Source organism: Novosphingobium sp. 32-60-15, from assembly GCF_002280675.1.
GTDB lineage: Bacteria > Pseudomonadota > Alphaproteobacteria > Sphingomonadales > Sphingomonadaceae > Novosphingobium.
The window spans coordinates 48,306-71,978 of the sequence record NZ_NCEN01000002.1 but is presented as its reverse complement, the minus strand read 5'-3'; the positions used below and the strand labels follow the sequence as shown (position 1 = coordinate 71,978).

Genomic DNA, 23,673 nt, shown 5'->3' with positions numbered 1-23,673 from the left:
GCGATGGCTGCTGCCTCTAACAATGCTTCACGCAATTTTGGCGCGTTCACCACTTTGTCCAGCTTGCGCGTTCCGCGCACAACGCGCGCGCTGGGCTGGATGATTGCAACGACGATCCCGGTCATCATCGTGTTCCTGTTCTTTGTCCATTGGGTGCAAACCGCGCCCGGACGAGGCGAGGTTATCGCGCTGAACCCCGAAGACCGCGTCCAGCAGGTGACCGCACTGGTGCCCGGGCGCGTGGAACGGTGGTACGTGTCCGATGGCCAGTCGGTGAAAAAGGGCGATCCGATTGCACGTATCATCGACAATGACCCGTCATTGCTGACCAGCCTTGCCGCCGAACGGGCGCAAGTGCTGGCCCAGATTGCGGCGGCCGAACAGGCCATGACGGTTGCGCGGATCGATGTGGGGCGTTCGGGCGAATTGCTTTCTGAAGGCCTTGCCGCACGGCGCGATCTGGAAAACGCGCAAATCAAGGTTTCCGATCATGCGGCCAAACTGGCCGAAGCGCGCGCCAAGCTGAGCAAGGTGGATATCGCGCTGGGCCGCCAGTCGGTGCAACTGGTGCGCGCCCCGCGCGACGGGCGCATCCAGGCGCTGAACACCGCTGCGGGTGGCACGTTGATCAGCGCGGGCGATTGGCTGGCAACGCTTGCCCCCGATCAGGCCGAGCGCGTGGTAGAGCTGATGGTGGATGGCCGCGATGTGGCGCTGGTACGGCGCGGACAGCCGGTGCGTCTGCACTTTGAAGGCTGGCCCGCCATCCAGTTCAGCGGTTGGCCGTCAGTGGCGCAGGGCATGTTTGATGGCCGCGTGCGCTCCATCGACCCTTCGGCCCAGACGTCCGGCCTGTTCCGCGTGCTGGTGGAACCGATGCCCGGAAAGCCTGCATGGCCCAAGGACAATTTCGTGCTGCTGGGTTCAAAGGTACGCGGCTGGATCCAGATGGAAACCGTCACCATCGGTTACGAATTGTGGCGCCAGTTGAACGACTTTCCGCTCGAATTTCCGCAGCCGGTCGATACCGGCCCGCGCAAAGGGACTGCGGCAAAGGCATTGTCCGACAAGGAGGCGACCAAGGCCAAGCCGAAAGCAGACGGTTACGGCGAGGACGAGAAATGATCCGCCGTCTGGTGATGGCGCTGGCGTTGTTGCTGGCGCCTGCTGCCCACGCCGCAGAACTGACGCTGGATGAAGTGCTGCGTTCATCCAGCACGCACGCGCCGCAAATCCTTGAGGCGATGGCGCGGCAGCGGCAGGCCGATGCGCGCGCGCTGAGCGCGCAAGGCCAGTTCGATCTGGTGTTCGATGCCGATGCGCAAAGCCGTGCGCTGGGCTATTACGGCGGTACCTTTGCCGACGTAAAGGCATCCCGCCCGCTGCAGAACAATGGCGGCAATATCTATGGCGGCTACCGCCTGTCCGGTGGCAATTTCCCGTCATACGACGGCAAATCGATCACCAACCAGCTGGGCGAAGTGCGCGTTGGCGGGGTGTTTTCGCTGTTGCGCGACCGCGTGATTGATGAACGGCGCGGACGGCGCGAACTGGCCGAGGGCGATATCGATCTGGCCGCGCTGGACCGTGATCTGATTGCCATCGGCGTTCAGCGCCGCGCGATTGAGGCCTATCAGCGATGGGTGGCCGCCGGATTGCGCGTTGCCACTTTGCGCGAATTGTTCGGTCTTGCGCAGGAACGGCAAGCCTCGATTGACCGGCAGATTGAACTGGGCGCACGGCCGGCCATCCTCAGCGTGGAAAACCGCCAGAACATCGTGCGCCGCCAAGCCTTGCTGGTGCGCGCCGAACAGGACCTGACGCTGTTTGCCAATGCGCTGTCCCTGTTTTTGCGCGATGATCTGGGCCAGCCTATTGTGGCCGATGCCTCGCGTTTGCCACGGCGCATGCCCGAAGGCGTCAAGCCCCGGCTGGTTGACCGTGAGGAAGCCATGTCCGGCCGCCCCGACATCAAGGCATTGCTGGCGCGGATTGACCAGAACTCGATCCGCGTGCGCATGGCCGAAAACGAACTGCGGCCAAGGCTGGATCTGCGCGCCGAGGCTTCGAAGGACATCGGCCCCGGATCGCCGGTACGCACGCCAGCCGAAGCCATGTTCGGCTTGCGCTTTTCACTGCCATTGGAACAGCGCGCGGCCAAGGGGCGCATTGCCGAAGTGGCGGCTGAACAGGATGCGCTGTCCATCCGCTTACGTTTTCTGGAAGAGCAGGTGGGCGTGGAGATTGCCAACTTGCGCACGCAAATGGACGGGGCCGAACGCCTTGCCGCGCTGGCCACCGATGAAGCGGCCCTTGCCCGCCGCATGGCCGAGGCAGAACGCCGCCGCTATGCTTTGGGGGCCAGCGATTTTCTGGTGGTCAACTTGCGCGAAGAGGCGCTGGCCGATGCCACCATCCGCGAGATCGACGCGATCTATCGCAGCGCGGCAGCGCGCGCCGAGCTGGTCGCCGCAATGGCGGACCGCGACCAATTGCGATTGTAAAGCGCAAAGGCAGTTATCCTGTTCAGCCACGTAAGTTTCCACCTCCGTCATGCTGAACTTGTTTCAGCATCCATTTCTCCCCACCAACCGCCGTGCGAGTGGATGGATGGACCCTGAAACAAGTTCAGGGTGACGAAAAATGAGCCCCATTTGCAAAGGGGATAACTGCCAAGTGCATAAGGGGAAACCGCTTCAATCGATTTACAGCACGGCAAGTCCGGACAGTTAAGGCCAAGGCCTACACTTTTGCGGAGCCGTCATGTCTGCCAGTTTCAAGGTCCTGCGCGCTTGCGCATTGCTTAGCGCCAGCGCCATCGCCTTTCTGCCCGCTTTGGCCCTTGCCGAAGAAGCGCCCGCCATGGAGGAACAGCCATCGGGCGAGATCGTCGTCACCGCGCAAAAGCGGGCCGAACGCGCCGCTGATGTGCCGCTTTCGCTATCGGTGCTGGGCGGGGAAGCGCTAGATGCCGCGCGGCTGACGCAGGCCGATGATCTGGCCATGCGCATCCCCAACTTGCGCTTTAGTGCAACGGTGGGCGAAAACACGCCGATCTTTGCGCTGCGGGGCGTTTCGATGTCGGACTTCAGCCTGAATCAGGCAGGGCCGGTGGCGGTCTATTATGACGAGGTTTACAAGGGCAACTTCGCGTTTCTGGGTCTTGCGCTGTATGATTTGCAACGCATCGAGGTGCTGCGCGGACCGCAGGGCACGCTCTATGGCAAGAACACCACGGGCGGCGCGATCAATTATCTGGCCGCAAAGCCGGTGTTTGAAAACGCAGGCTATCTGAAAGCGGGCGTGGGCAATTTTGGCCGGGTTGAAGCCACTGGCGCTGCCAATGTGGTGATCAGTCCGACCCTTGCCGCGCGTGTGGCGTTCACAGCCGCGCGCGCCGATGGATGGTTCCGCAACCGTTTGGCAGGTAGCCCCGACCTTTCGGGCACGCGTGAATATGGCGTGCGCGGATCGCTGTTGTGGCAGCCATCCGACCGCGCCGAACTGGTGCTGCGCCTGTCCACCAGCCTGCAAAACCCCACCAATTACGGCAACTATTCCAAACCCGGTGCCGATGGCGTCGGCTCTGGCGTTTATGAGGCCTATGGTGCGGGGCAAAGCTATTTCCGCCAAGGCCTTGGCATCCGCGAGATTGAATCCAATTACACCCCGCGCCGCCATGCGCGCACATGGTCTGCGGCGCTGACCGGCACGTTCAAGCTGGACGATGCGCTGACGCTGACGACCGTTACCGGTTGGGACAAGGGCAGCCTGTTTGTGCCCGAAGACACCGACGGCAGCCCCACCCGTGCGCTGGAAATTCCATACACGGATCGCGGGACCCAATTCGGGCAGGAAGTGCGGCTGACGTATGACAATGGCGGCGCGCTTTCATTAATTCTGGGCGCGCATTATCACCGCGAAGACCTGTTCAACGCCACCGACCTGAACTTCTGGACCGACCTTGACGTTGATGGCAACGGACGGGTCGATGTGGACGATTGCACGGCGAACACCAGCCTTTTCGCCTGCGTCATTTCCAACCGCTTCGATCAGGACAAGCGCAGCTATGCGCTGTTTGGCGATGTGCGCTGGAAGCTTTCCGACAGCACCACATTGCGCGGCGGATTGCGCTTTACCCGTGATACCGGTGCGCAACTGGGGCTTACGTCCGAGATTCGCGGTGTCGATGGCCAGTTTGTCACCACGCTGATCGCGCCGACCGACCGCCGCTTTGCCGCCAGCAACCTGTCGGGCAAAGTGGGCATTGACCATCGGCTTGACGGCGGCGCATTGCTATTTGCCAGCTACAGCCGGGGCTATCGTGCAAGCGGCTTTAACGCGCAGGCCTTTTTCGATGCGTCAGAAGCCGGCGTGGCCAAGCCCGAAGTCCTTGATTCCTTTGAGGCAGGGGCCAAACTTGGCGGGCGCGCCCTGTCGCTTTCACTCACCGGCTTCCATTACCTTTACCGCAACCAGCAGTTCCTTTCGGTGAACCCCGCAGACGCCACGCAAACGCTGGTCAATCTGGACAAGTCACGCATTTACGGGGCCGAAGCCGAAGTGGAGGCACGGCCCGATGACCGGCTGTCCTTGCAACTGGGCCTTGGCCTGCTGCATGCCCGCGCCACCCAAGGCACGATCAGCGGCTTGAACGTGGCGGGCAATACCTTGTCCAACGCGCCATCGCTTACCGCCAATGCCGGGATCGGCTATACCGCGTGGGAGGATGACGCAAACCGGCTCACCTTGCGCGCGGATGCTGCCTATACTTCGGCGCAGTTCTTCGAGATCGTCAACGTGCCGCGCTTGCGCCAGCCGGGCTATGCGCTGCTTGGTGCCGGGATGGACTGGGTGCGCGGCGATTGGACGCTATCGGTATGGGGCCGCAACCTGACAGACCAAACGTACTTCACCGCGCGCATCGATCTTTCGGGCTTCGGCTTTGATTACAACCACGTCGGCACCCCGCGCACCTTTGGCGCCAGCATTCGGCGCGAGTTTTAGAGGGGTGGGGGGCTCTATGCCCACCCCGCTGCGACTAAGTTTGCCTTCGGTTCTTGCACTAACGTCATCCTGAACTTGTTTCAGGATCCATCTATCAACGCACACGGCGGTTCGTGGGGAGAAATGGATGCTGAAACAAGTTCAGCATGACGGGATTTAGAATTTAAGGAGCCGATGGGATGATGACCAAATATGCAGGGCTTGAATCCGGCCTTACTTAATCGGAAAGCTCAACGTAAAAGTTGATCCTTCGCCTTCTACGCTGCGCAGGGCCACTTTGCCGCCGTGCAGGCCCATGTAGAACTTCACGGCGTTCAGGCCGATGCCGGTGCCTTTGGTGCCCCGGGTGTTGCCTGCGCGGAAGAACCGCGTGAACATGCGGCGCATGTCGGCCTCGGGCACGCCGATGCCGTGATCGCTGACCGACAGTTCCACCCGCTTGCCCCGCCGGACGCAGCGCACGTCCACGCCTGCCCCTGCTGGCGAATACTTCACCGCGTTGGACAGCAGGTTATCGAGCGAGCGTTCGATAAGTCCTGCATCCAGCAGCAAGGCAGGCAGTTCGCCCAGTTCGACCGAAAAGGCACGGTCGGGATGGAGCGCGCGCTGGTTTGCCACCGCTTTTTCCACCATCGGGCCAATGTCTGCAAGTTCTGGATGGAACGCCACTTTGCCTTCGGCAATGGAGGACCAGCCCAGCGTCCGGTCTATCGCTTGTGCCATGCGCCGTGCTGTGGCGCGGATGGCGGCGGCGCGTTCGGCAATCGGGCTGTCTGCGCCTGCCATGCGCCCGATCCGCCGCGCTGCGCCATCAATGATCGTCAAGGGCGTGCGGAAATCGTGGCTGGTGACCGACAGGAACAAGCGCTGCGTTTCCACCACCGCCTTTTCGCGGACCAGCGCCTTTTGCAAGCGCCGCTCCATGCGGTGCGCGCGCGTTACATCCTGCTGCGCGATCATCAGCGAAAGCCGACCGGTGACAGGGTCGGTCAGGCGGCGCAATGTGATCTGGTGCATGCGCAAGGCCCGCCCCGTCATGCGCAAAGTGGCATGCGCCGAACCCTTGTCGAGCGCCTTGGCGCAAGGCGGCAGCTTGTGCCGGAACGGCGAACATCGCGCTGAAGTTATCGAAGCCGGGCAAATTGCCCAGTTCCAGCCGGTTGACCAGCGCCTCTGCCGCCGGGTTGTGCATTAACCACTGGCCCTGTTCGGTGGCCATGGAAATCATTAACGGTGAATGGCGCACTGCGGCGATGGCGCGCAGTTCGTACGTGTAATCGGCATTGGCCCAGCCCGCCGCATCGACGTCCGTACCGGCATCAACCAATATGGCGTTGCGTCCGTCTTCCAGCCTGACGCCGGATATACGACATTGCCGCTGGCGCGGTTCTCCGCCTGGAAAAAAGGTCCAGTTTTCAACGCGCGTTGTGGCCGTTTTCAAAGATAAGCGCACATTATCAAGGTGTTCGGCGGTGCCTGCGCCGACGGGCGCGAAATCACGGCCTGCCAGTTCGGCCATGTTACCCGCGCCCCAGAACGCCAGAGCCGCCTGGTTGGCCCAGACAATTGTCGTGCGTTCAAAATCATAAATCCACAACGCACGGTCAATCATTGCCAGCAAAGCCAGCCCTTCGCCATAGCCTGCTGGCAATGCCACGGCGGGGACTTGTTCGTGTCTCGATGCGCCCATCATCGTGTTATCCGCTACGCCTGCACAACCCTAACTTAGCAATTTCCAGCGATATCCGGATGCCAATCGATAGCGGTGTGCAGGTGCTCGCAATTCCCTTTACGTCCAGCCAGAAAAAACAGGTGCCATTGGCGCGCTGGCTGGGCGCGTCCTATCTTCGCACTGCTGTTATCCCGCTTTGCCTAATCGAACTGGGCTTTTTGGCCAGTTACTGGGCGACGGGTAACTTCACGTATGAACGCAATGTGGAAACGGTTAGCCGCCTTTCCGAAAACTACTTAGCCGACATTTCCGCACGCGAAGCAGCCAATATAGAAGCCACGCTTTCAAGCGTCGAAGGCCTTGCCAAAGTGTTTGCCGCCGAAACCGGCGAGGCGTTGAAGCAACCCGCCACCCCGTCCCCTGCCGAGCAAGCGCGCCACCGTCTGGCCAGGGACGGCGTGTTCTATACCACCCGTGGCGGCGTGAACGACAGCGCCAGTTTCTACAGCGGCTTCCAGCCGGTCGGGCCGGAGCAGATCGACAAAGTGTGGCGCACCGCGCGGCTGGACCACACCATGCGCCATTTGAAGGCGGCATCGCCGCTGGTGCAGCAGGTCTATGTCAACACATGGGACAGCTATAACCGCATCTATCCCTATTTCGACGTGCGCCAACAATATGCGCCGCGCATGAACATTCCATCGTACAACTTCTATTACGAAGCGGACGCCCAGCATAACCCGCGCCGCAACGTGGTGTGGACCGATGCCTATGTCGATCCCGCCGGATCAGGCTGGATGGTTTCGGCCATTGCGCCGGTCTATGCAGGAGACAAGCTGGAGGCGGTGGTCGGCATGGACCTGACGGTGGATACCGTGATCGACCGCATCCTGTCGCTCAATCTGCCGTGGCAGGGTTATGCCATGCTGATCGGGCGTGACGGCACCATTCTGGCCCTGCCGCCCGCCGGGGAAAAAGACCTGGGTCTGACCGAGCTGAAAGATCACCATTATGAAAAGGCGATCCATTCGGACACGTTCAAGCCCGAACAATTCAACATCGCCAAACAACCGCGCCTCAAGGAACTGGCAGACGCCGTGGCCAAAGGCCGCCAGGGCGTTAACCGCGTCAGCTTCGGGGGCCATGAAATGCTGGCCGCCAACGCCAAAGTCATAGGGCCGGGCTGGACGCTGGTTGTGGTGGCACCTGCATCTGCCATCTTTGCCGATGCGAACACGCTGTACGATCAATTGATCAAGGTGGGCTTCATCATGCTGGTGATCCTGCTGCTGTTCTATGCCGCGTTCTTTGTTTTCCTGCTGGCGCGTGCGCGGGAGATGAGCGCGCGGGTGGCCGAACCGCTGCTTGCGGTGGAAAACGTGATGAACCGGATTGGCGAGGGCGACTATGATCATGAGGCCCCGCGCTTTGGCGTGACCGAAATCGATAGCCTTGCCGACCGGTTGGTAGAGATGGGCCACAGTCTGGGCTCTGCACACCGCAAGATCGTGGAACAGGAAGACAAGATGCGCAGCGCGCTGGACAGCGAACGCCGCGTGACCGTCGGGCAACGCCGCTTCATCAATATCCTCAGCCACGAATTCCGCACGCCATTGACGGTGATCGACAGTTCCGGCCAGATCCTGAAGCGCCGCGCGGCACGGCTGACCGAAGAAACGGTCATCGAACGGTCCGACATGATCCGCCGTGCGGCTGCACGCATTGGCGAAGTGATGGAAAGCGCGATGCAACTGGTGCGCATGGAAAATGGCGAAACCGTCTGCAAGCCAACCTCTGTCGCGTTTGGACCGTTGGTGCGGCAAGCGGTGTCATCGGCACAAGGCAACCGCGCAGTCGATGTCGAAGTTGCCGAAGAAGCTGAACGCGCGGCCATTTATGCAGACCGCACCCTGGTCCACACAGCGCTTGCCGCGATCATCGAAAACGCCTGCCGCTATTCTCCGGACCACACCGCGATCACCGTGAAAGCCATGGTCGAGGGTGACCGTTGCAGCGTGACGATTACGGACAAGGGGTCGGGCATCCCGGCCGACGAATTGCCGCTGGTGTGCGAGCGGTTCTTCCGGGGATCGAACAGCACCGCCGTTCCGGGTGCGGGCACCGGCCTGTACCTTGCCACCACCTTGCTTGATGCCAATGGCGGCCTGCTGGACATCACCTCATCCACCGATGCTGGCACAACCGTTACCGCCAGCCTGCCTTTGGCCCGCGCCACTGTTACCGAATTGTGGGAAGCTGCATAATGTCTGTCTATTCGCCCCAGCAGTTTAAAGTCCTGTGCATTGAGGACGAGCCGGAAATCCTGCGCGATATTGCCGACGAACTGGCCGATCACGGCTTTATGGTCGATCAGGCCGCCAGCGCCGAAGCAGCGCTTCCCTGTATTGATACAGGCGCGCCCGATCTGATCATTTGCGACATGCAAATGCCGGGGATGAACGGGCTGCAATTGCTGCAAAAATTGCGCGCGCGCGGTGATGCCATGGCCAATGTGCCGTTCGTTTTCCTGACCGCTTTCGGGGATCGCGAAACCGCCATTCACGGGCGCAAGGCGGGCGCGGATGACTATCTGGTGAAGCCGGTGGATTTCGATCTGCTGATCGCGGCGGTGGAAAGCCATTTGCGCAACGCCGCCCAACGTGAAGCGGCCACCCGCACCGCCGCCAGTCTCGATGCCGAACCGCTGGTCCCGGGGTACGATCAACTGCTTGATCACCTTGCCGCACAGCCGGTCGGCACTGCGCTGGCCGTTATCAAAATAGACACCCAGCCCGAACTTTCCCGCCGGTTTGATGGCAAGAACAGGAAACATTTCAACGCCCTGATGCTGCGCCTTGCCAGGGCCAACGAACTGCATGCCTTCCGCCTGAAGCCTCATGTCTGGGTGGCAACGATGGCAGATGCCGCCCGCCTTCACACCGCGCTTGAACCGATGATCCGGATGGATCTGCGTGATCGCGTTTCACCCGGCAACGGACTTGCCCGCATCACCCATTCGGTCGTCTTTGCCCAGACTGGTTGTGATGAAACCCACTCGGCCCTGATTGACCGCATGATGGAATCTGCCCGCTTGCTGCAACGCGAAGGCGGCGCGCGGATGCTGGAGCTGGAAGGGCCGGAATTGTCCGAAATGCGGCTTGCCGGGGCCATCCGGTCCGAGCTGGTCGGCGCGATTGATCAGGGCGAATTGCACGTCCACTTCCAGCCGAAGGTGGATGCCGAAACCGGCCTGCCGCGTTCGGGCGAAGTGCTGGTGCGCTGGCAAAGCCCGCTGCTGGGCCACCTGTCTCCTGCAATGTTCATTCCCGTGGTGGAACGCGCTGGCCTGTTGCCGCACGTCACCGATTGGGTGTTGCAGCAAACCGCGCTGGCGCAAGTGGCGCTGGTGCGCGATGGCCTGCCCGCGCGCCTTGCGGTGAACATTGGCGCCAGCGAATTCAACGCCAACTTGCCTGACCGCATCGCCCGCATTTTTAAGGAATACGGCGCGGATGAAAGCCTGCTTGAAGTGGAAGTCACCGAAACATCCGTCCTGACCGATCCTGCTGCGGCCGAGGCCATTGTCCAGGCGCTTCATGCGCGCGGTATCACCGTGGCGCTGGATGATTTCGGCACCGGCTATTCCTCGCTGTCGCACCTGCAAAACTGCACGATCGACACGATCAAGATCGACCGCAGTTTTGTGACGCGGGTGGCAGAGGCAGGGCCTGAACAGACCATCGTGCTGGGCATTATCGGCATTGCCCGCATGCTGGGCATGGAAACCGTGGCCGAGGGCGTAGAGCTTGAATCACAACGCGCGTGGCTTGCGCTTAACGCTTGCGACACGCTGCAAGGCTACATGATCTCGCGCCCTGTCCGCTTCGAAGATTACCGCGCCTGGCTGAAAGAATACGGCAAGGCCGCCTGAATTACCCCGCGTACCCATTGCACAATCGCGCTGACGGGCATGGCGCCTGCTTGCCGCGCAATCTCGTTCCCCCGATGGATCACGACCAGCGACGGGATGGACCGGATGGCATAGCGCGTGGCAATGGCCTGCTCGGCCTCGGTATCCAGCTTGCCCAAGCGCACGCGCGGTTCAAGCTGCACGGCGGCGGCTTCGAACGCGGGGGCCATCTGGCGGCAGGGCCCGCACCACGCCGCCCAGAAATCCACCACCAGCGGAATATCGCTTTTTGCGGCATGGGCATCAAAGTTGGCAGCGTTCAGCACCAGCGGCCTGCCCATGAACAGCGCGGCCCCGCACTTGCCGCAAGTGCCGCCGCCCAGCTTTGTGGCAGGCACGCGGTTGCGGCTGGCGCAGGCCGGGCAGCAAATGATCAGGGTTTCAGACATGGCACTGGCCTTTGACAGTTCGGATTACCCTGCATACCCTATGCCATCAAGAAGCGCACTATGCGGGATTAGAGCGGGCAGCTGTTGGCAAACGCGCATTTTGTGTGATAATGTACACAACCAAACACAAAGGCCCTGCCAATGACCAGCACAACCATGACAATCCGCGTGCCATTGGCCGTACAGGAACAATTGGCACGCCTGTCCCAAAGCACCAAGCGCAGCCGGTCGTACCTCGCAGGCGAGGCGGTGGCCGCTTATGTCGAACACGAACTGGCGATCATCGAAGGCATCGAACGCGGGCTTGCCGATATGAAAGCCGGCCGCGTCACCCCGCATGACGAGGTGATGGACAGGATCGATGCCGCAATTGAAGCCGCGCAAACCAAAAATGCTGCATGAGACGTGTTCAATGGTCGGATTCGGCGATTGATGATATTGAAGATCAAGTCGTCTATATTGCGCTGGATAATCCTGTTGCTGCCCGTCAGGTGTCAAAGCGTTTACGGGAAACCGGCAATGCGCTTGGCACATTCGCCACCGGCCATCCCGGGCGCGTCAGCGGCACGTACGAAAAGTCTGTTACCCGCCTGCCCTACATCATTGTCTACGCGTTGACCGACAACGACACCGCCGTGACGATCCTTCAGGTCATCCACACCGCACGCAACTGGCCACAAGCAGGCCAATACGAATGAATGGCCGGAATAATGGCCGGACTGCATGGCCGCCTGCCAGACCCGGCAGACACATTCTTAACATTAGCGCGATAGATTGCGCATAAGCACCCACACCCGAACAGAGGCCAATGACCACAACCCCGCCTTTGGCCTTTGAACGATCCGCCCGCAAAGGGGTGATGTTCTGGGCGATGTTGCTGGTTGGCGCGGCGTTCCTCTATGCGGGTTATACCGTCGATCCCCAGAAGAACTGCGATGAAACCGGCAAGGAATGTGCGCCTTGGCTGGTGCCGGTGGCGGCAATGGCGGGTTGGTTCATCGTGGCTGCGGCGCTGGGCCAATTGTGGGTCAATCCGCGCCGGGGATACCAAATCGACGCGCAGACGGGCGATCTGGTGTGGTGGCAGAGCCGTACTTCGCGCACGCAGGGCGATATGGGCCGCATCCATCCATCACAAATCGCCAGCATCCGGATCATATACGATGATGGCATGACCCTTAGCCTGATTGGCCAGGACGGGGAACGCCTCGCCTTTTTCGACGAGGAACTGGTCCCCTGGCCATGCGATAGCTGGGCCGAGACATTCCAGCGCGCCCACCCCCACATCCACGTTGAGAAGCGGGGTTAGAGCGCTTTCCGACCAATCTGGCTCACCGTGACGGAGCCGATTTTGGCCGAGTGCACGGATTGAGGAGGGAGCCATGCCATCGCATAGTGACCGACGAAAGACGCAGCAATCGGCCAAAAGGGGCCCGCCCCGGAGGGGTTGGCGCAGGAAGCCCCTCGGACAGCGTTACCTTGTTTGGACGGGCAACCAGCCCGCCCTGCACAATGTGCCTTGCCGAGGGGCTTCCTGCGTCAATCACGGTGATCCAGATTGGTCGGAAAGCGCTCTAGCCCGCCTCTAGTAGCGCTTTGCCTTACCGGCCAAAAACAGGCGCGCGCTTTTCTACAAACGCGGTCGTGCCTTCGCGGAAGTCAGCGCCTTCGAACGCGGAAGCAAAAATGCGCAAGCTTTCCGCATCATCAGCCACTTGTCCATCCAGAACGCGGCGGACCAGTCCCTTGATGGCCTGTGTCGAAAACGGCGATACGCTGGTCAATTGTGCAACCAGTGCCGCTTCATCATCGGCCAGTTCTTCCACCAACCCGATCGCCCGCGCTTCATCCGCGCTCAACAACATGCCGGTGTACAGCATCCGGCGCGCCTGCCCCGGCCCCACCAGATCGACCAGCAGTTTGATATCATGCAACGGGTAAACCAGCCCCAGCTTGGCAGGCGTAATCCCCAACCGCGCCTTTGGCCCCGCCACGCGAATATCGCAGGCCAGCGCAATGCCGCAGCCGCCGCCCACACAATCACCCTCAACCATCGCCACGGTGGGCAAGGGAAAGCGCGTGAGTTCATATTGCGCGCGGTTCAGCGCCTTCTGGTTTTCCGCGCGCCAGATGGCATCGTCCTTGTTCGCCAACAGTTCAGCAATATCCGCGCCAGCACAGAACGCCCCGCCCGCAGCCGATTTCACAACCAGCACGCGGAGCGCCGGATCAGCTGCCGCCTGCGCCAGCAATTCCGGCAGCAATTGCCACATCGCGATGGTGAATGCGTTGCGTTTGTCCGCGCGGTCAATCAGCAGATGTGCAACCGGCCCGTTCTTTTCCAGACGCAGCGTCATGCCGGATCAACCACGGCCAAGCCTGGTGCAATCTGGTGACGCGTGGCACCCCACCTGTCATCGTGTTTGCGCACATGGGCAAAGCATTGCCCCAGCGCCCAAATCCGTCCCGCGCAGCCAATGATCTGCAAATCCAATCCAAGGCTCATCATCTTCGGGTTCCCCTCGCGTCCTTCACGCAGCACCTGATCAAAGTTGCGCACCGCATAGGCCAGCCACTGCCCGGGGCCAAATGCCTGGTCTGTCCATATCTGCATACTATCGAAATCAACGCGATACCGCATGATTGCAACAGGTTTTCCGGGCACCGTATCGCGGTCCCAGAAGGGAACGTCGGCCGAACAGTCGTGCATCGTTGTGTACAGCTTCAAGAACGACAACTTCGAAGCCGCCATGAAACTTTCGCCAGCGCCGGAAATGTGCATGGAAGACTTCAAAGCCGCAGCCATCAGCCATCAGCCATGATCTGTCCAACACGCCGATGGGGAACGCCTGACCCGAACAGGGCGTTTCAGCAAATAACCGGAAAGGGTTAACGCCAATGCCCAAAACCAGACTGCGCCTGACGCTCGTCGCATCCCTAGCCGCGCTATCCACGCCCGCCCATGCGGAATGGATGGACGGCAACCAGCTTCACGATACCTGCGCCACCCCCGCCCCGCTTGATCGTGCGATGTGCCTGTCCTACGTCATCGGCGTCCTTGACGGCTTGCGCTACTTGCCCCAACCCCCGGTCACCCCCAAAGGCGCAACCGCGGGCCAGGTACGCGATGTCGTGGCCAAATACCTGATCGACCACCCTGAAATGCGCGATCAACAAGCGCGCATACTCGTCCGCGCGGCAGTAGCATCCGCATGGCCGGAATTGCAGCCCAAACCAGCCCAAAAACCAAAACCGCGCATCAAGAAACGCTAAAGCTCGCCCCCTCCCGCCAGCGAGAGGGGGGAACATGCGTCACGACAATTTCCACCTTAAATCAGGCGGATGCTTTCAGCTTCGCCGCTGCTTGGAAAACGGCGGGGTCAAAGTAGAACGGCTTGATTTCGCAGCACTTGCCATCGCGGAAGCGGAACAGTTCGCACAGTTCAGCAGGCGGCAGCGACGGATCGGCAAAACGGAACGACAGAATCGTCACGGCGTGGTCTTTGCCTGCAGTTGTTTCGACGCGGTCAAGCCCGACGACATCAACGATGCCCATCACTTTGCTGTACAATTCGCGCAAAGCTGTCTTGCCACGATAAACGCCCGCCATGGGCAGGCCGTCAGCTTCGGTGATGAAAAAATCATCGGTCAGCATCGTTTCGGCGGTGTCGAAATCGCCCGCGCCGGTCGCCGCGTAAAGATCGTCGACGAATTTGATCATTTCTGCTGCGGTCATGCTCATGGTAAAACCCTCTTCCCAAATTTTGGCAACGATCCACCATGTGTGGCTTGCGCGAAACCTAGCGATATAGCTAGCGCGGCGCAGCGCGCGCAGGCGCTAAGGTGCGGCCCCATGGAAACAACCCGCCAGATCACCCTCGCCCGCCGCCCCACCGGCGTGCCCGTTCCCGCAGACTTTGCGCTGACCACAGCCCCCCGCCCGGTGCCAGGCCCCGGCGAAATCCTTGTAAAGATGCGGGTTTGTTCGTGCGATCCGGCCATTCGCGGGTTTCTGGACGACAGGCCAAGCTATTTGCCGCCGGTTGCACTGGGCGCACCGATCAATGGCATGTCGCTGGGCGAAGTGGTCGAATCGAACAACCCTGATTGGCCGGTTGGCACGCTTCTGCGCACCTTTGCGGTATGGTCGGAATACTATGTGGTTGGTGCAGATGCCCTTGGCATCGAAAAGGTCGAGCCTGTGTCCGGCGTGCCGTTGCAGCACTATATGGGCGCGCTTGGCCCGGTTGGCCTGACGGCATGGGTCGGCCTGTTTGAAATCGGCAAGGCCAAGGCGGGTGAAACCGTGCTGGTCAGCGCCGCTGCGGGCGCCACGGGAAGCACCGTGGTGCAACTGGCCAAGGCCGCCGGATGCCGCGTGATCGGCCTTGCCGGTGGTCCGGCCAAGGCGCAAATCGTGGCCGATCTGGGCGCAGACGTGGCGATTGATTACAAGGCCGAGCCTGACCTTGCCGCCGCTATCGCCAAGGCCGCACCAGAAGGCATCGACGTCTATTTTGACAATGTCGGCGCAGAAACGCTTGAAGCGGTCATGCCGCTGATGCGCCTGCATGGCCGGATTGCGGTGTGCGGCATGATTGCGCAATATAACGATGCCGACAACCCGCACGGCAACCGCAACTTGTGGCAACTGGTGGTCAACCGCCTGACCATGCGCGGCTTCATCACGTATGATCATCCCGAAGTGCTGGGCGAAGCGCAAGCCATGCTGGATCGCCTGTTCATCGAAGGCAAGCTGAAGCCGCTGGAGAACGTGCGCGAGGGACTGGAAAAGCTGCCCGAGGCCTTCATCGATCTGATGAGCGGGCGGACAACCGGCAAGACGCTCGTCCTGATTTAAGGCGTAGAGCAAGGGCTCTATGTCGTTTGCAAACACGATACTTTCGGCAACGTAAATCCCCATCCCCGTCACCCCGGACATGATCCGGGGTCCATTTCTCCCCCTAGCACCGCCGCTTTGAATGGAGAGATGGACCCTGAAACAAGTTCAGGGTGACGAAAAAGGGGTAACACATGCAAGCGGGAAAAACGCCGAAAAAAAGGGATAGGGTAATGGGAGTTCTGGACGGCAAGACCGCGTTCGTTACTGGCGGCGCATCGGGCCTGGGTGAGGCTATAGCCCGCGCTTATGTCGCAGAGGGCGCAGATGTCATCATCGCCGACATCGACAGCGAACGCGCGCAAGCATTGGCCAGCGAACTGGGCACATGGTTCATCACCTTGGACGTGACGCAGGAGGCATCATGGGCCAACGCCGTCGCCACGTGTGACCGGATCGATGTGCTGGTCAACAATGCCGGGATAACCACGCTGGGGTCGATTGAAGAGGTTACGCTGGACCAGTTCCGCCACGAACTGGATATCGATGTGCTGGGCGTGTTCATGGGCATTCAGGCCGCACTGCCCAAGATGAAGGCGCACGGTGGATCGATCATCAACATGTCGTCGCTGTCGGGCATCAAAGCTGCGTCCAATCTGGTCGCCTATAACGCGGCCAAGGCAGCGGTCACGCTGATGACCAAATCGTGTGCGCTGCACTTTGCCGAAAAAGGCTACAACATCCGCTGCAATTCGATCCATCCGGGCGCGATCCACACCCCGATCATCGACAAGGTGCTGGCGCAATCTGACAACCCCGATGCGCTTTACCGCAGCTTTGTCGATGTTCACCCCGTGGGGCGTCTGGGACGGCCCGAGGAAATCGCAGCCATCGCCGTCTATCTTGCCAGCGATGCCAGCGCCTTTGCCACCGGTGCCGAATTCCGCATTGATGGTGGCGCGTCGATATGACGGCCGCGCTCCCCATCCGGCAGGTTGCGTTCTTTGTTGAAGATGTGCGCAGCGCCGCGCGCGCCCATCACGCCGCTTTCGGATCGGGGCCATTTTTCGTGGCGGACAACATTCCGCTTAAACGCGCGGTCCATCGCGGCACCGAACGCTTGCTCGATCACACGTCTGCCTATGGCCAGTGGGGCGATGTGATGGTGGAATTTGTCGCGCAGAACAATCCCGGCCCATCGCCATTCCGCGACATCTATCCTGAAGGTTCGGGCAAGTGGGGCATGCATCACGCGGCTGTCTTTGTGGACGACGTTGACGCCGAAATCGCGCGGTTTGAAGCACAAGGCGCGGCCTGTGCCTTGCGCGCAGAGATGAACGACGGCTTCCTCTTTGCCTTTGCCGATACCACTGCAACGCTGGGCCTGATGACCGAACTTTACGCCCCTACCAAAGCGCTGGTTGATTTCTATGCAATGGTCGCGCAAGCCGCAAAGGACTATCGCGGCACTGACCCGATCCATACCATCCGCATGACTTGAGGACTTTTTGTGAGCGAGACCTGGCATTCCCTGATCCCCGAGGCTGAATTTCCGGCAGAAGGCAAGATTGCTGCAAAGCTGGGCGGCTGGCATGTGCTGGTGGCCAAAACCGATGACGGCCTGTTTGCGGTAAATGACCGCTGCACGCATCAGGCCGCGCTGGTTTCCACCGGACGCATCCGCCGTGGTGCGGTCATGTGTCCGCTGCACGGCGCGCGCTTTGAAATGGCGACGGGGCGTTGCGTGGGCGGCGCTTACAAGGATTTGCGTACGTTCGCCGTGCGCGTGGAAGGTGGCCAGATCGAAGTGTGCGTGCCCGACGCGCAACCCGGCATGGATGAACTGCCGATCCAGATCTAACCAATCCCACAGGTTCACAAGGGCCGGTGCCGCGTTACTCTCTGCCAATACCAACGATAAGATGGAGAGAAACCGATGCCGTTCACTGGCCCTGCCGAAGACCGCCTTGCCATTCGCGAACTGCTTGAAACTTATGCCGATGCGGTGACGCGCATTGACGCCGATGATTGGGCGGCAACCTGGGCTGAGGACGCGGAATGGTCGCTTCCCGATTATCCCGAGCTTGGCACGACGCGGGGCCGCGCCGCGATCAAGGCGATGTGGATAGAGGCGATGAAGGGCTATCCCGGCATCATGTTCGAAGCATGGCCCGGCTCTATCGAAGTGACCGGCGATACCGCCGTAATGCGCAGCTATACCGCAGAGGTTTATGACCAGAACGGCATAACCATGCGCGATCGCGGGCAGTATGACGATACTTGCGTGAAGATTGACGGCAAATGGCTGTTCAAATCACGCAGCTTCCGCAACATCCACCGCCAGCACGCGCCCAAGGGCTGCTGAACCGGACAGGATTTATCATCCCCGAAGTTGTTTGGCTTCTATCCCGTCAGCAAACGTCATCCCTATTTCGTCACCCTTGTAACTTGTTTCAGGGTCCATCCCTCCATTCAGACCGCCGGTGCTTGGGGAGAAATGGACCCCGGATCAAGTCCGGGGTGACGGGGCTGGGGATTTACATTGCCAAACAAAAAAGGCGGAGCTTGCGGGCTCCGCCTTTTTCTTTGCGTCTGAACCAGTGCAATCAGAAGCGCTTGGTCACCGTTACCTGCACGGTGCGTGGCAGGTTGCCGAAGCCCAGCTGGTCGGCGCGGATGCCTGCTGGCGTTCCGGTGCCGCCACCGGTCGACGGGCCATCAACCACACCGCTTACGAAGAAGCGGTTGGTCAGGTTCTTGCCGATTAGCGCGATCTGCCAGTTATCGTCTTCTGCGCCAAAACGGATACCGGCATCAAGCACGGCATATTTGCTTTGTTCAGAGAACGGATTGCCGAAGCCCGATGCGAGATAAGCGCCGGAATAGCGCGTATCGACATTGAGACCCAGCTTCATGCCGTTGCCCATTGCCGCATCATAACCGATGCCGAAAGCGCCGGTCCATTCAGGCGCAACCGACAATGGCTTGCCATTCAGGTTCTGGCGCGGAGCACCGGCCACCAGCGTGCAGCCCTGTGCAGGTGTCTGGCCTGCATAGCATGGTGCCGAGGGGAAGTTGGTGTAGCGGGCGTGAGTGTAATTGACCGAACCATGCACGTTCAGACCATCAAGGCTGCGCGGTGCATATTCGAATTCAACTTCGATGCCCTTGGTGCGCGCATCGGCGGTCAGCGTCTGGAAGGCGAAGATCGGCGAGTTGAAGAAATCGACCTGCAAATCATCATAGGCATAGCTGAACAGGCCAAGGTTCAGGCGCAACTGGTTGTCCAGAACGGTTGACTTGATACCGAATTCAAACCCGCGCGCCTTTTCAGGGTTGAAGGTCAGATCGGCCAGCGGATCAGCCGAGAACTTAGAGTTGATACCGCCGTTCGAGAAACCGCCCGACTTATAGGCCGTCTTGTACGCACCATAGACCAGCACGTCATCAACCGGCTTCCACGTCAGCGTGACTTCAGGCGACCAGTCGTTGAAGGTTTGCTGCGCGGTGATTTCGCCCTGGCCATCCGGATCAGCCTTGTCACGGAAGATGCCCTGCACGCCGATGTTGTTGTAAGGCTGCGTGAAATAGCTGTCCTTGGTTTCATGCGTGTAGCGCACGCCGCCTGCCAGTTCGAGCCGGTCAACGATTTCCCATGTTACCTGACCGAACAGAGCGGTGGTTTCACCATCGGTGAAGCTGGTCTTGGACGAGGCGACATAGCGGTTTGCCGCCGATGCTGCATCGTCGCGCAGGCCTGCGAACATCACATACTGTGCAAATTCGCGCTTGGTCTTCTGGTACAGGCCGCCAACCATCAGGTTGATTGGCCCATCGAACGCAGTCTGCGCACGCAGTTCCTGCGAGAACGCGCGCCATGTGGAATTTTCCGTCGCCCACGTGCCGTTGTTGCTTGATTGGAAATCGCAGGCGCAGGCCCAGCGGTTGTTGTTGGTGTTGTAATTGGTAACCGAGCTGATCGTCAGGTTATCGTTGACGGCATAAGTGATATTGCCGTTCAGCGCCCATGACCGATAGCGGTTGTAAAGCGCGCCATCGCTCTTTGCGAACGGGAAGTTGGCGGCAATATCAGCCGGCATGTTGTTTTGATTGGTGACGAAATCCGTGCCGCAAGCATAGCCGGTCAACTGGCTGATGCCGTTTGCGTTGCCGCAATTGTACGCCACATAATTCCACGACGAGTTGTTCACTTCGTTGTGATCGAACATGCCCTTGACCGTCACGGTCAGCTTGTCGTCCGGCGTGTACTTCAAGGTGATGCGGCCCAGCAGTTCATCTTCGCCCGGCGCATTGGCAGCAGCAGGCAAAGCAAGATGGCCAACAGGATTGCCCGCACCGCCGGTCAGCAGGTTCTGGATGTCGAGTGTGGTATAAGTGCGGTTGACCGATACGTTGCGGTAATAGCCCTTGTCCATCATCGAACCGCGCACGGCAAGGCGCACGCCAAAGGTATCGGACAGCGGAACCGACGCGATAAATTCGCCAAGGTATTGCTGCGAGCGGAATTCGTAACCGGCACGCGCGATGAATTCGCGGTCCTGGCCCGGATCGTTGGTGGTCAGCGAAATCACGCCAGCGGTGGCGTTCTTGCCGAAGAACAGCGCCTGCGGACCTTTGAGCACTTCAACGCGCTTGAGATCGAAGAAGCCTTCCTGAATGACGCGGCCCTGGCCATAATAGGCGCCATCGACAACCACAGCGACCGACTGTTCGATACCGATCGAGGTTGATGACGAACCGATGCCGCGCATCGTCAGCTGCGCGCCCGAACCGTTTGAAGCACGACCGACCGAAAGGTTCGGCGTTGCGCCTGCGATCTTTTCGATGCTGGTAATATCGCGCTGCTGGATGACGCGTTCGGAAATGGCGGTGACCGCAACCGGCACCGTCTGGACCGATTCTTCGCGCTTGCGTGCGGTTACGATGATTTCTTCAAGTCCGCCTGCGCTGGCCCCATCTTGCGCTGCGTCTTGGGCAAATGCCGGTGTGGCAGCGCTTAGTGCGCACGTTGCCAACAAAAGCTTTTTAAGTGAACGCATCGTTGTTCCTCCCGTAAATTTTATCACAACCGTTTATCGCGCACGGCTTTAGTTTTTCGCATCGCAAACGACGCCTCACTAATCGACTAGCCTGATCAATTGGCTAGGTGTGGCAAGCTTGTCGTGGCGGCAACCCATGCGATTGAGAGGAATTCTGGATGATCGCAAATCGCTTTTGGCAGCTAGACCGCCATCCCCAAGGATCGGACTTTGCAAGCGCACTGAGCCTGCAAAAGGAAGATTTGGCCGCGCTGGAGGACGGGGAAGTTCGCGTGAAAGTGGGCTGGCTTTCGATGGATGCGGGCACGCGCATGTGGATGAGCCCGCGCACCGATGGTTATCAGCCACCCCTGCCGCTTGGGGCCAAAATGGTGGGCCTCGTCCTTGGCCGTATCAGCGAAAGCCGTGATGCGGCATGGCCGGTCGGCACGCTGGTGCGCGGTTTCGGGCAGTGGGCCGATTACGCAACGGTTGTGCCTGCATTGTCCGGGCTGGAAGCGCTGGACGAGGATGTGGCAGATATCCGCCAGCACTTTGGCGCGCTGGGCATGAATGCGTGGACGGCCTATGTGGGCGTCAAGGAAGTGGCCGCAATCAAGCCCGGCGAATGGCTGGTCGTATCGGCGGCGGCGGGCGCAACCGGATCGCTCGCCTGTCAGGTCGGGCGCAACCTTGGCGCGAAAGTCATCGGCATTGCAGGCGGGCCTGACAAGTGCCGCTACCTTACCGACCAGTTGGGCGTGGACATGGCGATTGATTACAAATCCGAAGATGTCGCCGCCCGCCTCGCCAGCGTGGACGGCGGCGTCCATGCCTATTTCGACAATGTGGGCGGTCCGTTGCTGGATGCCGTCCTGCCCAACATGGCGCACTATGGCCGCGTGGCAGTGTGCGGCATGGTGGCGGCCTATGATAACGATGCGCCCCTGCCCGGCCCTGCGCGGTTCGATCAGGTGCTGATGCGGCGCTTGCGCATCGAAGGCTTCTTCATCCCCGATTTCCTGCACCGTGGCGCTGAATTTCTGCCTGTGCTGCGTGGCTGGGAGGCTGAGGGACGCCTGACGGTGAACCTTGATGAGACCGCAGGGCTTGAAAACACCCTCACTGCTTATGCCCGGATGTTGACCGGCAAAGCCATCGGCAAAGTCATCGTGAAAGTCGGCCCATAATGCCGATCATCCACCATCGCGCACCCCTGAAATGCCTTGTTGCGGTGCGCGGCCATCCGTTTGATCGCACGGCATTTGATGCGATGTTTCAGGCGATGGACGGGATCACCGCAACGATGGTCGATCAACCCGCCGCAGCGCGCCTGATGAACCCCGAAGGCATGCGCGGCTTCGATGTGCTGGTCCTTTACGATATGCCCGGCCTCGATTTCGAAGCTCCGGAAAATGCGCCGCTGTACCTTGAACCCGATGATGCGCTGAAATCCGGCTTTCGTGCGTTGCTGGAACAGGGCACCGGCGTTGTCGCGCTGCATCATGCGCTGGCAGGCTGGCCCACATGGGCCGAATATCACGAATGGCTGGGCGGGCAGTTCCACTATCACCCCGGCACATCGCGCGGGCATCGGGTAAGCGACAGCGGCTATTGCCACGATGTAACCCATGAAGTGACCGTCGCCGCCAATCATCCTGTCACCGCAGGCTTGCCCGCCAGCTTTACGCTGACGGACGAACTCTATCTCGGCCAAGTCTACGAAGACAGCGTCACGCCATTGCTGCGATCATCGGCCAGCTTCACCCGCGATCACTTCTGGTCCGCAGAAAATGCGTTGCGGGGCGCCATGTATTCACGCGAAGGCTGGGAACACCCGCCCGGATCGAACCTTGTCGGCTGGGCGAAAAACGCCATCAACAGCCGTGTGGTCTATTTGCAACCCGGCGATGGTCCGGCTGCCTATGACAGCCCGGACTATCGCCGGTTGGTAGAAAACGCGATCCGCTGGGTGGCTTAAAGAGCGGTCATACCGCCATCGACGACCAGTTCGGTGCCGGTGACATAACGCGATTCATCTGACGCCAGGAACAGGTTCATGTTCGCGATGTCCAGTGGATCGCCCATGTAACCCATTGGCACCAAAGCCAGCGTGGCATCGTAATTGGCAGCGTTGTCTTCCATCGCCACGCCCTGGATGTTGGTCAGGATCATGCCGGGGTGGACCGAATTGACGCGGATGCCGTCCTTTGCGGTTTCCACTGCGATGGTCTTTGAAAACAGCCGCACACCGCCCTTGGCCGCAGCATAAGCGCCACATGCAGGCACACCGATCAAGCCCGCAACGGACGAGATATTGATGATCGAACCCTTGGTGCCGGTCTTGCGCATCATCACCACGGCACGTTTGGTGCCCTGAAACACGCTTTCAAGATTGACCGAATTCTGCAAACGCCAGTCCGCCGTCGTCATGTCCTCGATTGGCCGCAAAACCGCGATCCCGGCGTTGTTCACGCAGACGTCCAGCTTGCCGTCTTCAGCTTCGATAGCGGCAAACACGGCATCCCACTGCGCTTCATCGGTCACATCGTGCAGCATGGCCTTGGCCTGTCCGCCCGCTGCACGAATGCCTTCGGCCACCTTTTCGGCACCGGCCAGATCACGGTCGGTCAGCCACACCTTGCAGCCTTCTTCGGCAAAGCGCTGCGCGGTAGCGCTGCCAAGACCGGGGACAGACGCGCCGCCGGTGATCAACGCAATTTTACCGGAAAGACGAGACATGGGCTGCAACTCCA

24 protein-coding genes are annotated in these 23,673 nt (G+C 60.4%); 16 read left to right on the top strand and 8 right to left on the bottom strand.

Going from position 1 to position 23,673, the window contains the following annotated elements:
- Positions 1-3: 3 nt before the first annotated feature.
- The 3 genes from B7Y89_RS01860 (at position 4) to B7Y89_RS01850 (ending at position 5,007) form a co-directional block, all read left to right on the top strand.
- Positions 4-1,125 carry an HlyD family efflux transporter periplasmic adaptor subunit gene (locus tag B7Y89_RS01860; RefSeq protein WP_292935200.1) on the top strand — a complete coding sequence of 374 codons (1,122 nt, stop codon included), beginning with the start codon at positions 4-6 and terminating at the stop codon, positions 1,123-1,125.
- On the top strand, positions 1,122-2,504 hold the full coding sequence (locus B7Y89_RS01855) for a TolC family protein (RefSeq protein WP_292935198.1): 1,383 nt from the start codon (positions 1,122-1,124) through the stop codon (positions 2,502-2,504). The genes B7Y89_RS01860 and B7Y89_RS01855 overlap by 4 nt, the downstream gene beginning before the upstream one ends.
- Before the next feature lie 259 nt (positions 2,505-2,763).
- Complete coding sequence (locus B7Y89_RS01850) at positions 2,764-5,007, top strand: TonB-dependent receptor (protein WP_292935196.1); 2,244 nt, start codon at positions 2,764-2,766, stop codon at positions 5,005-5,007.
- A 213-nt stretch (positions 5,008-5,220) separates the two neighbouring features.
- On the opposite strand, the gene B7Y89_RS01845 is transcribed toward B7Y89_RS01850, so the two are convergent.
- Both B7Y89_RS01845 and B7Y89_RS01840 read right to left on the bottom strand, forming a co-directional pair.
- Entirely contained in the window at positions 5,221-5,886 is a 666-nt protein-coding gene (locus B7Y89_RS01845; protein ID WP_292935195.1) for a HAMP domain-containing sensor histidine kinase, read from the bottom strand.
- The gene (locus B7Y89_RS01840; RefSeq protein WP_292935193.1) at positions 5,819-6,700 is read right to left on the bottom strand and encodes a PAS domain-containing protein; all 882 of its coding nucleotides are present in this window, start codon (positions 6,698-6,700) and stop codon (positions 5,819-5,821) included. The genes B7Y89_RS01845 and B7Y89_RS01840 overlap by 68 nt, the downstream gene beginning before the upstream one ends.
- Positions 6,701-6,756: 56 nt before the next feature.
- Between B7Y89_RS01840 and B7Y89_RS01835 the strand changes: the two genes are divergently transcribed.
- On the top strand, positions 6,757-8,943 hold the full coding sequence (locus B7Y89_RS01835; RefSeq protein WP_292935191.1) for a sensor histidine kinase: 2,187 nt from the start codon (positions 6,757-6,759) through the stop codon (positions 8,941-8,943).
- The gene (locus B7Y89_RS01830) at positions 8,943-10,610 is read left to right on the top strand and encodes an EAL domain-containing protein (RefSeq protein WP_292935189.1); all 1,668 of its coding nucleotides are present in this window, start codon (positions 8,943-8,945) and stop codon (positions 10,608-10,610) included. Before B7Y89_RS01835 ends, B7Y89_RS01830 begins: the two co-directional genes overlap by 1 nt.
- Here B7Y89_RS01830 and trxC read toward each other — a convergent pair.
- Entirely contained in the window at positions 10,571-11,038 is a 468-nt protein-coding gene (gene trxC / locus B7Y89_RS01825; RefSeq protein ID WP_292935187.1) for a thioredoxin TrxC, read from the bottom strand. The genes B7Y89_RS01830 and trxC overlap by 40 nt on opposite strands.
- Positions 11,039-11,179: 141 nt before the next feature.
- Here trxC and B7Y89_RS01820 point away from each other — a divergent pair, with 141 nt between their 5' ends.
- The 3 genes from B7Y89_RS01820 to B7Y89_RS01810 all read left to right on the top strand — a co-directional run bounded on the left by B7Y89_RS01820 (position 11,180) and on the right by B7Y89_RS01810 (position 12,347).
- Positions 11,180-11,440 (top strand): CopG family ribbon-helix-helix protein, encoded by a 261-nt coding sequence (locus B7Y89_RS01820; RefSeq protein WP_292935185.1) that lies wholly within the window; start codon positions 11,180-11,182, stop codon positions 11,438-11,440.
- A complete protein-coding gene (locus tag B7Y89_RS01815; protein ID WP_292935183.1) occupies positions 11,437-11,736 on the top strand; it encodes a type II toxin-antitoxin system RelE/ParE family toxin in 300 nt (99 codons plus the stop codon). The genes B7Y89_RS01820 and B7Y89_RS01815 overlap by 4 nt, the downstream gene beginning before the upstream one ends.
- A 110-nt stretch (positions 11,737-11,846) precedes the next feature.
- Positions 11,847-12,347: a hypothetical protein gene (locus tag B7Y89_RS01810; RefSeq protein ID WP_292935181.1), complete on the top strand. Its 501-nt coding sequence runs from the start codon at positions 11,847-11,849 to the stop codon at positions 12,345-12,347.
- Between the two features lie 292 nt (positions 12,348-12,639).
- On the opposite strand, the gene B7Y89_RS01805 is transcribed toward B7Y89_RS01810, so the two are convergent.
- Together B7Y89_RS01805 and B7Y89_RS01800 are read right to left on the bottom strand one after the other, a co-directional pair.
- Positions 12,640-13,395, bottom strand: coding sequence for an enoyl-CoA hydratase-related protein (locus tag B7Y89_RS01805; RefSeq protein WP_292935179.1), 756 nt, complete (start codon positions 13,393-13,395; stop codon positions 12,640-12,642).
- Positions 13,392-13,844 carry a hypothetical protein gene (locus B7Y89_RS01800; protein ID WP_292935177.1) on the bottom strand — a complete coding sequence of 151 codons (453 nt, stop codon included), beginning with the start codon at positions 13,842-13,844 and terminating at the stop codon, positions 13,392-13,394. The genes B7Y89_RS01805 and B7Y89_RS01800 overlap by 4 nt, the downstream gene beginning before the upstream one ends.
- A 92-nt stretch (positions 13,845-13,936) precedes the next feature.
- On the opposite strand from B7Y89_RS01800, the gene B7Y89_RS01795 reads away from it, so the two are divergent.
- Positions 13,937-14,311 carry a Rap1a/Tai family immunity protein gene (locus B7Y89_RS01795; protein ID WP_292935175.1) on the top strand — a complete coding sequence of 125 codons (375 nt, stop codon included), beginning with the start codon at positions 13,937-13,939 and terminating at the stop codon, positions 14,309-14,311.
- A 61-nt stretch (positions 14,312-14,372) separates the two neighbouring features.
- On the opposite strand, the gene B7Y89_RS01790 is transcribed toward B7Y89_RS01795, so the two are convergent.
- The gene (locus tag B7Y89_RS01790) at positions 14,373-14,774 is read right to left on the bottom strand and encodes a nuclear transport factor 2 family protein (protein WP_292935173.1); all 402 of its coding nucleotides are present in this window, start codon (positions 14,772-14,774) and stop codon (positions 14,373-14,375) included.
- A 117-nt stretch (positions 14,775-14,891) separates the two neighbouring features.
- On the opposite strand from B7Y89_RS01790, the gene B7Y89_RS01785 reads away from it, so the two are divergent.
- The 5 genes from B7Y89_RS01785 to B7Y89_RS01765 all read left to right on the top strand — a co-directional run bounded on the left by B7Y89_RS01785 (position 14,892) and on the right by B7Y89_RS01765 (position 18,243).
- Positions 14,892-15,899 carry an NADP-dependent oxidoreductase gene (locus B7Y89_RS01785; RefSeq protein WP_292935171.1) on the top strand — a complete coding sequence of 336 codons (1,008 nt, stop codon included), beginning with the start codon at positions 14,892-14,894 and terminating at the stop codon, positions 15,897-15,899.
- A 212-nt stretch (positions 15,900-16,111) separates the two neighbouring features.
- Positions 16,112-16,849: a glucose 1-dehydrogenase gene (locus tag B7Y89_RS01780; RefSeq protein WP_292935169.1), complete on the top strand. Its 738-nt coding sequence runs from the start codon at positions 16,112-16,114 to the stop codon at positions 16,847-16,849.
- On the top strand, positions 16,846-17,379 hold the full coding sequence (locus B7Y89_RS01775) for a VOC family protein (RefSeq protein WP_292935167.1): 534 nt from the start codon (positions 16,846-16,848) through the stop codon (positions 17,377-17,379). The genes B7Y89_RS01780 and B7Y89_RS01775 overlap by 4 nt, the downstream gene beginning before the upstream one ends.
- A gap of 9 nt (positions 17,380-17,388) precedes the next feature.
- Positions 17,389-17,739, top strand: a complete 351-nt coding sequence (locus B7Y89_RS01770; RefSeq protein ID WP_292935165.1) for a Rieske (2Fe-2S) protein — start codon at positions 17,389-17,391, stop codon at positions 17,737-17,739.
- A 75-nt stretch (positions 17,740-17,814) separates the two neighbouring features.
- Positions 17,815-18,243, top strand: a complete 429-nt coding sequence (locus B7Y89_RS01765) for a nuclear transport factor 2 family protein (protein WP_292935163.1) — start codon at positions 17,815-17,817, stop codon at positions 18,241-18,243.
- Between the two features lie 241 nt (positions 18,244-18,484).
- Here B7Y89_RS01765 and B7Y89_RS01760 read toward each other — a convergent pair whose 3' ends face one another.
- Positions 18,485-20,938, bottom strand: a complete 2,454-nt coding sequence (locus B7Y89_RS01760) for a TonB-dependent receptor (RefSeq protein WP_292935161.1) — start codon at positions 20,936-20,938, stop codon at positions 18,485-18,487.
- 158 nt (positions 20,939-21,096) lie between these two features.
- Between B7Y89_RS01760 and B7Y89_RS01755 the strand changes: the two genes are divergently transcribed.
- Together B7Y89_RS01755 and B7Y89_RS01750 are read left to right on the top strand one after the other, a co-directional pair.
- Entirely contained in the window at positions 21,097-22,107 is a 1,011-nt protein-coding gene (locus B7Y89_RS01755) for an NADP-dependent oxidoreductase (RefSeq protein WP_292935159.1), read from the top strand.
- Positions 22,107-22,898, top strand: a complete 792-nt coding sequence (locus B7Y89_RS01750) for a ThuA domain-containing protein (protein WP_292935157.1) — start codon at positions 22,107-22,109, stop codon at positions 22,896-22,898. Before B7Y89_RS01755 ends, B7Y89_RS01750 begins: the two co-directional genes overlap by 1 nt.
- On the opposite strand, the gene B7Y89_RS01745 is transcribed toward B7Y89_RS01750, so the two are convergent.
- On the bottom strand, positions 22,895-23,659 hold the full coding sequence (locus B7Y89_RS01745) for a glucose 1-dehydrogenase (RefSeq protein WP_292935155.1): 765 nt from the start codon (positions 23,657-23,659) through the stop codon (positions 22,895-22,897). The genes B7Y89_RS01750 and B7Y89_RS01745 overlap by 4 nt on opposite strands.
- Positions 23,660-23,673: the final 14 nt, after the last annotated feature.

Coding starts and splice junctions, on each gene's coding strand:
- B7Y89_RS01830 (WP_292935189.1), top strand. CDS start 8,943: ATGTCTGTCTATTCGCCCCAGCAGTTTAAAGTCCTGTGCATTGAGGAC.
- B7Y89_RS01775 (WP_292935167.1), top strand. CDS start 16,846: ATGACGGCCGCGCTCCCCATCCGGCAGGTTGCGTTCTTTGTTGAAGAT.
- B7Y89_RS01835 (WP_292935191.1), top strand. CDS start 6,757: ATGCCAATCGATAGCGGTGTGCAGGTGCTCGCAATTCCCTTTACGTCC.
- B7Y89_RS01755 (WP_292935159.1), top strand. CDS start 21,097: ATGATCGCAAATCGCTTTTGGCAGCTAGACCGCCATCCCCAAGGATCG.
- B7Y89_RS01750 (WP_292935157.1), top strand. CDS start 22,107: ATGCCGATCATCCACCATCGCGCACCCCTGAAATGCCTTGTTGCGGTG.
- B7Y89_RS01855 (WP_292935198.1), top strand. CDS start 1,122: ATGATCCGCCGTCTGGTGATGGCGCTGGCGTTGTTGCTGGCGCCTGCT.
- B7Y89_RS01765 (WP_292935163.1), top strand. CDS start 17,815: ATGCCGTTCACTGGCCCTGCCGAAGACCGCCTTGCCATTCGCGAACTG.
- B7Y89_RS01790 (WP_292935173.1), bottom strand. CDS start 14,774: ATGACCGCAGCAGAAATGATCAAATTCGTCGACGATCTTTACGCGGCG.
- B7Y89_RS01760 (WP_292935161.1), bottom strand. CDS start 20,938: ATGCGTTCACTTAAAAAGCTTTTGTTGGCAACGTGCGCACTAAGCGCT.
- B7Y89_RS01745 (WP_292935155.1), bottom strand. CDS start 23,659: ATGTCTCGTCTTTCCGGTAAAATTGCGTTGATCACCGGCGGCGCGTCT.
- B7Y89_RS01785 (WP_292935171.1), top strand. CDS start 14,892: ATGGAAACAACCCGCCAGATCACCCTCGCCCGCCGCCCCACCGGCGTG.
- B7Y89_RS01810 (WP_292935181.1), top strand. CDS start 11,847: ATGACCACAACCCCGCCTTTGGCCTTTGAACGATCCGCCCGCAAAGGG.
- trxC (WP_292935187.1), bottom strand. CDS start 11,038: ATGTCTGAAACCCTGATCATTTGCTGCCCGGCCTGCGCCAGCCGCAAC.
- B7Y89_RS01815 (WP_292935183.1), top strand. CDS start 11,437: ATGAGACGTGTTCAATGGTCGGATTCGGCGATTGATGATATTGAAGAT.
- B7Y89_RS01840 (WP_292935193.1), bottom strand. CDS start 6,700: ATGATGGGCGCATCGAGACACGAACAAGTCCCCGCCGTGGCATTGCCA.
- B7Y89_RS01780 (WP_292935169.1), top strand. CDS start 16,112: ATGGGAGTTCTGGACGGCAAGACCGCGTTCGTTACTGGCGGCGCATCG.
- B7Y89_RS01820 (WP_292935185.1), top strand. CDS start 11,180: ATGACCAGCACAACCATGACAATCCGCGTGCCATTGGCCGTACAGGAA.
- B7Y89_RS01860 (WP_292935200.1), top strand. CDS start 4: ATGGCTGCTGCCTCTAACAATGCTTCACGCAATTTTGGCGCGTTCACC.
- B7Y89_RS01795 (WP_292935175.1), top strand. CDS start 13,937: ATGCCCAAAACCAGACTGCGCCTGACGCTCGTCGCATCCCTAGCCGCG.
- B7Y89_RS01805 (WP_292935179.1), bottom strand. CDS start 13,395: ATGACGCTGCGTCTGGAAAAGAACGGGCCGGTTGCACATCTGCTGATT.
- B7Y89_RS01850 (WP_292935196.1), top strand. CDS start 2,764: ATGTCTGCCAGTTTCAAGGTCCTGCGCGCTTGCGCATTGCTTAGCGCC.
- B7Y89_RS01800 (WP_292935177.1), bottom strand. CDS start 13,844: ATGGCTGCGGCTTTGAAGTCTTCCATGCACATTTCCGGCGCTGGCGAA.